The organism is Aestuariivirga sp., from assembly GCF_044239095.1.
Lineage (GTDB): Bacteria > Pseudomonadota > Alphaproteobacteria > Rhizobiales > Aestuariivirgaceae > Aestuariivirga.
The window spans coordinates 1-5,158 of sequence record NZ_JBIICB010000293.1 but is presented as its reverse complement, the minus strand read 5'-3'; the positions used below and the strand labels follow the sequence as shown (position 1 = coordinate 5,158).

Annotated in this window: 5 protein-coding genes; 2 read left to right on the top strand and 3 right to left on the bottom strand. The window is 62.6% G+C overall.

Annotation, left to right across the window (positions count from 1 at the left end):
* Positions 1-231: 231 nt before the first annotated feature.
* Positions 232-804, top strand: coding sequence for an elongation factor P (efp, locus tag ACILRA_RS19505; RefSeq protein ID WP_395663718.1), 573 nt, complete (start codon positions 232-234; stop codon positions 802-804).
* Positions 805-1,462: 658 nt separating this feature from the next.
* On the opposite strand, the gene htpG is transcribed toward efp, so the two are convergent.
* Complete coding sequence (htpG, locus tag ACILRA_RS19500; RefSeq protein WP_395663717.1) at positions 1,463-3,340, bottom strand: molecular chaperone HtpG; 1,878 nt, start codon at positions 3,338-3,340, stop codon at positions 1,463-1,465.
* Between the two features lie 395 nt (positions 3,341-3,735).
* Here htpG and ACILRA_RS19495 point away from each other — a divergent pair, with 395 nt between their 5' ends.
* Complete coding sequence (locus ACILRA_RS19495) at positions 3,736-4,089, top strand: DUF2794 domain-containing protein (RefSeq protein ID WP_395663720.1); 354 nt, start codon at positions 3,736-3,738, stop codon at positions 4,087-4,089.
* A gap of 69 nt (positions 4,090-4,158) precedes the next feature.
* Here ACILRA_RS19495 and ACILRA_RS19490 read toward each other — a convergent pair whose 3' ends face one another.
* Both ACILRA_RS19490 and ACILRA_RS19485 read right to left on the bottom strand, forming a co-directional pair.
* The gene (locus tag ACILRA_RS19490) at positions 4,159-4,905 is read right to left on the bottom strand and encodes a Bax inhibitor-1 family protein (protein WP_395663716.1); all 747 of its coding nucleotides are present in this window, start codon (positions 4,903-4,905) and stop codon (positions 4,159-4,161) included.
* A gap of 89 nt (positions 4,906-4,994) precedes the next feature.
* The coding region (locus tag ACILRA_RS19485; RefSeq protein WP_395663719.1) for a 4a-hydroxytetrahydrobiopterin dehydratase at positions 4,995-5,158 on the bottom strand (164 nt) is incomplete at its 5' end.

Here is a 5,158-nt window from a genome sequence, read left to right as displayed (position 1 = left end):
CAGTCCACCTCCACGAAGTCATGCGTGGCGAACCAGCCGCGGATGGCGGCGATGATGCGGTTGCGGCCCATGAGGAAGGGGCGCCGGTCAGCATGGCGGCCGGGTGAGAACCAGTCGGAGGGAACAAGCGGCACGGGGGGCGCCTCCTTGGGGGGGTTGGCTTCCGGAATGGCCACTGCTAATAGGCCCACCAACCAAATCCGGCAATTTTCGAGAAGCGAGAGACAGAACGTGGTCAAGGTTATCGCAAGCGGCGTCCGCAAGGGCAATGTCATCGAGCATGAGGACGGCAAGCTCTATGTGGTGCTCAAGGCCGAATCCATGCACCCCGGCAAGGGCACACCGACGACCACCATCGACATGCGCCGCATCTCCGACGGGGTGAAGACGGTGGTCCGCTACAAGACGACGGACCCGTTGGAGCGCGCCTTCGTCGAGACCATCACCCACTCCTACCTCTACCAGGACGGTGACAACTACATCTTCATGAATCCTGAGAACTATGAGCAGATCCAGGTCTCGGGCGACATGCTGGGCGATTCGGCCCCCTTCCTGCAGGAAGGCATGGAATGCCAGATCGCGCTGTTCAATAGCCTGCCGATCTCGATCGAGCTGCCGCAGCGCGTGGTGCTGGAGATCGTCGAGACGGAGCCCGCCATCAAGAACCAGACGGCGTCCTCCTCCTTCAAGCCGGCAGTGCTCTCCAACGGCGTGCGCACCATGGTGCCGCCGCACATCGTGTCAGGCACGCGCATCGTGGTCGCTACCGAGGACGGCTCCTACGTCGAGCGCGCCAAGGACTGAGGTTCGCGGCATCAGCAGATTTTTTTGTTGTCTTCCCTTCTCCCGTCCGAAGGATGGGAGAAGGTCCCCGAAGGGGGGATGAGGGCCTCTCTCCGCCAGTCTTGCCGATTGAAAGAGGCCCTCATCCGGCCTTCGGCCACCTTCTCCCATCGGCTGTGCCGACGGGAGAAGGGAAGAGGGGAAGGCCTTCGCCATTGTGCTGCTACACATCGTGTAGAGCGCGCCAAGGACTGAGGTTCGCAGCATCAGCAGACTGTTTTGTTTTCTTCCCTTCTCCCGTCCGAAGGATGGGAGAAGGTCCCCGAAGGGGGGATGAGGGCCTCTTTCAACGAGTCTTGCCGCTTGAAAGAGGCCCTCATCCGGCCTGTCGGCCACCTTCTCCCATCGGCTGTGCCGACGGGAGAAGGGAAGAGGGGAAGGCCTTCGCCATTGTGCTGTTACACATCGTGTCGAGTGCGCCAAGGACTGAGGTTCACGGCATCAACAGACCCTTTTGTGCTCTTCCCTTCTCCCGTCCGAAGGATGGGAGAAGGTCCCCGAAGGGGGGATGAGGGCCTCTCTCCGCCAGTCTTGCCGCTTGAAAGAGGCCCTCATCCGGCCTGTCGGCCACCTTCTCCCATCGGCGGTGCCGACGGGAGAAGGGAACAGGGGAACGGCTTCACCCCAAGGCCTTCGCCATCACATCGGCCAGCCTTCGGGCGAAGGCGGCGGGGTCCGGGACCTGCTCGCCTTCGATGATGAAGGCCTGGTCGAGGAGCAACTGTGCCGCATCCTCCACCGCGGAGGCACCCTTCGCCTGCACCTGTTGCCCGAGTGCCTTGATGAGCGCATGCGACGGATTGATCTCGAGGATCGGGGCCGAGACGGTGATGCTGGAATCCTTCTGGCGGGAGAGCAGCTTTTCCAGCGTGCGGTCCATCTCGCTGTCATTGACAATGCAGACAGCACTTTCGGTGAGGCGCTTGGAGCTCCGCACGTCCTTCACCTTTTCGCCCAGCGCCTGCTTGAGTGCTGCCACGAGAACAACGGTTGCAGCATCGTCTGCCGTCTCCGCCGTGGTCTCGTCCTTGCGCTTGACGAGGTCGAGATCGGCCGCACCCTGCGTGACGGACTTGAAGGGCTTGCCATCAAACCCAAGCGCCGTGCGCACCCAGAAGGAATCGATGGCATCGGTCAGCAGCAGCACTTCGATGCCGCGCGCCCGGTAACCCTCAAGCTGCGGCGAGGACCGGGCCTTCGCCTCGTCCTCGGCGGTGATGTAATAGATCGCCGTCTGGTTCTCCTGCAGCCTGCCGGCATAGTCCTTGAGGCTGACGAAATCGCCGGCTGTCGTCTTGAAGCGCACGAGATCGTAGAGCTGGTCGCGGCGCTCCATGTCCTCGTAGAGGCCCTCCTTCAGCACCGGGCCGAAGACGTCCCATACCTTGCGGAAAGCCGCCTCATCAGACTCGGCCACCTTCTTCAGTTCGGAGACGACTTTGTTGGTCACCGCCTTGCGGATGGCCGCGACCTGCGGATTGTTCTGCAGCATCTCGCGCGAGATGTTGAGGGGCATGTCCTCCGAATCGATCACGCCGCGCACGAAGCGGAGGTAGGGCGGAAGCAGTTCGACGTCGTCGGCGATGTAGACGCGCTTGACGTAAAGCTTCTGGCGGCCGCGGCGGTCCGGATCATAGAGGTCGAAGGGCCGCTCGCCCGGCACATAGAGGAGCACGGTGTATTCATGCCGGCCCTCGGCGCGGTAGTGCAGCGTGATGGCGGGGTCGGAATAGCTGCCGGAGATGTGGCCGAAGAACTCCTTGTGCTGCTCTGGCGTGATGCCGGACTTCGGCCTGGTCCAGATGGCATTGGCGCTGTTGACCTGCCTTGCCGTTTCGCTGCCGATGGAGAGCATGATCGGGTGTGCGATGTGGTCCGAATAGGTGCGCACCACGCTCTCGATCTTCCAGTCCTCGAGAAACTCCAGCGCGTCGTCCTTCAGGTGCAGCACGATCGACGTGCCGCGCGGGGCCGTCTCGACCGGCGTGACGGTGAAGCTTCCAGACCCGTCGGAAGACCACATAAAGGCCTGCTCCGACCCGGCGCGGCGCGAGATGACATCGACGCTGCCGGCCACGATGAAGCCGGAATAGAAGCCGATGCCGAACTGGCCGATCAGCTGCAGATCGCCCTGTGCCGCCTTGGCCCTCTCGACGAAGGCCTGGGTACCTGACCTGGCGATGGTGCCGAGGTTCTCGACCAGCTCCTGCTCGCTCATGCCGATGCCGCTGTCGGCAATGGTGAGGGTCTTCCTCTCCTTGCCGGGCGTGATGGTGATGGTGAGTTCAGGCGAACCCTCAAGCAGGTCAGGCGCCGCGATCGCCTCATAGCGGAGCTTGTCCAGCGCGTCGGCGGCGTTCGAGACCAGCTCACGCAGGAAGACGTCGCGGTCGGAATAAACCGAATGCACCATCAAGTGCAGGAGCTTGGCAACTTCAGCCTGAAATTGGTGGGAGGTTGCGGAATGCGGCGCGTCAGACGCCGTGTCAGTGGCCATGTACCCTCATCACAAACACGTGAAACGATGCCTGAGCATATCGGGTGCGGGGGTAGAAGGGTCAAGGGGGCAAGCAAAACGGCCGGAACAGGGTTGCTCCGGCCGCGAAACGCCTCGCACTCACTAACTTGATCGACCAAAAAGGAGGCCCGGCCAGCAGCGAAGCCCGGGGGGGCTGGGGGGCTGAAACGTCCGATGCTCAGCGCCAGCCGGGCCTCCGGTCGTGCTAATCTTATCGCCGCCGAGATGGGCGGCAGCTTGATGTAAATGCGGCGGAAAGGTGATTTTCCGGGAGGCTTGCCTTGCCAAGACCGCGCGTCCGGTCCATCTTCAGCAAATCGTCATGGGCCCGTCACAACAAGAAGGGTGGGCAGTTGGACAAGACCGAAGACATTATCACCCTGCGGCCCTGGCAGGCGGCGCCAGCGGCCGGTGACCGGAAAGCCCCGGACCGCGTAACCTTCGACCGCAAGGAACTGCAGACCATTCTCGGCTTCTACGGGACCAAGGTGGCAGAGGGCGAGTGGCGCGATTACGCCATGGATTTCGGACAGGAGAAGGCGGTGTTCTCCGTCTTCCGGCGCGCCTCGGAAGTGCCGCTCTACCGCATCGTGAAGGACCCCGCGCTGGCGCGCAAGCAGGGTATCTATTCCGTTGTGGCGCAGGGTGGCCTGATCATGAAGCGCGGCCACGACCTCGCCACCGTGCTGCGCGTGCTGGCCAAGACGCCGAAACTCACCGCGCTCTGAAACCCGTCTCCGCAAAGAAAAAACCCGGCCCTTTTCAGGACCGGGGCTGCATTGCGCTGGTTCCGGCAGTTACTCGCTGCTGTTCATGAAACCCAGGATCTGCAGGATGTTCACGAAGATGCTCACGAAGCTGCCGTAGAGCATGAAGGCGCCGAAGATCGACTTGCGGGCAACCGCTTCCTGACCTTCCGACTCGACATACATCTCCTTGATGACCTGCGTTTCCCAGGCGGTGATCAGCGACACGAAGACCACGAAGCCGAAGGAGATGACCATGCTGATCATCATCGTGGCAGCACCGACGCCGGTGAACATGGCGACCACAAGGTTGACGAGGGCAGCGATGAGCAGACCCATGAGGGCCATGCCCGCGATGGCGCCCATGCCGGAGAGGTCACGCTTGGACGTGTAACCCCACACGCTCATGGCGCCGAAGGTGAGCGAGGCGGACAGGAAGGCCGTCATCACCATCGAGGGATCGACGCCGAGATAGCGGTTCACGATCGGCGCGATGCCGATGCCCCAGAGCGCCACATAGACCCAGTAGACCGCGTGGGCGCGCGCCACCGTGCCACCCATGAGCAGGCGCTGGGCGAAGAAGCCCATGCCGATCAGGCCGAGCATGGCCGGGAAGGCCAGCACATTGGCCACAGCGCCGAGCGCCGGGATGGTGAAGGTCGCCATGATGATGACGGCCGTGACCGCCACACCAAGCGCCATGTAGTTGTAAATGCCCAGCATGTAGGAGCGGAGACCCTGGTCCACTGCGGCCTGGGTGCCCACCCGCGTCTGGGAAGGATATCTGAATTCAGCCATGTCGTTCCTCCAGCAGTAGCTTTGCGGCGAATATGGGCGAGCGCCCCTTCATCTTCAAGTTACAGGAATTTAAGGAGCCGGGACCCGCGTCAGCCGCCGGCATACTGGTCCATCTTGTGGGCGAGCACGATGTCCTTCTCGGTGACGCCGCCCGCCGAGTGGGTGGCAAGCGTCACCTCGACCCGGCCATAGACGTTGAACCATTCGGGGTGGTGGTCGGTCTTTTCAGCGAACAATGCAACCCGGCTCATGA

Coding starts and splice junctions, on each gene's coding strand:
- htpG (WP_395663717.1), bottom strand. CDS start 3,340: ATGGCCACTGACACGGCGTCTGACGCGCCGCATTCCGCAACCTCCCAC.
- ACILRA_RS19490 (WP_395663716.1), bottom strand. CDS start 4,905: ATGGCTGAATTCAGATATCCTTCCCAGACGCGGGTGGGCACCCAGGCC.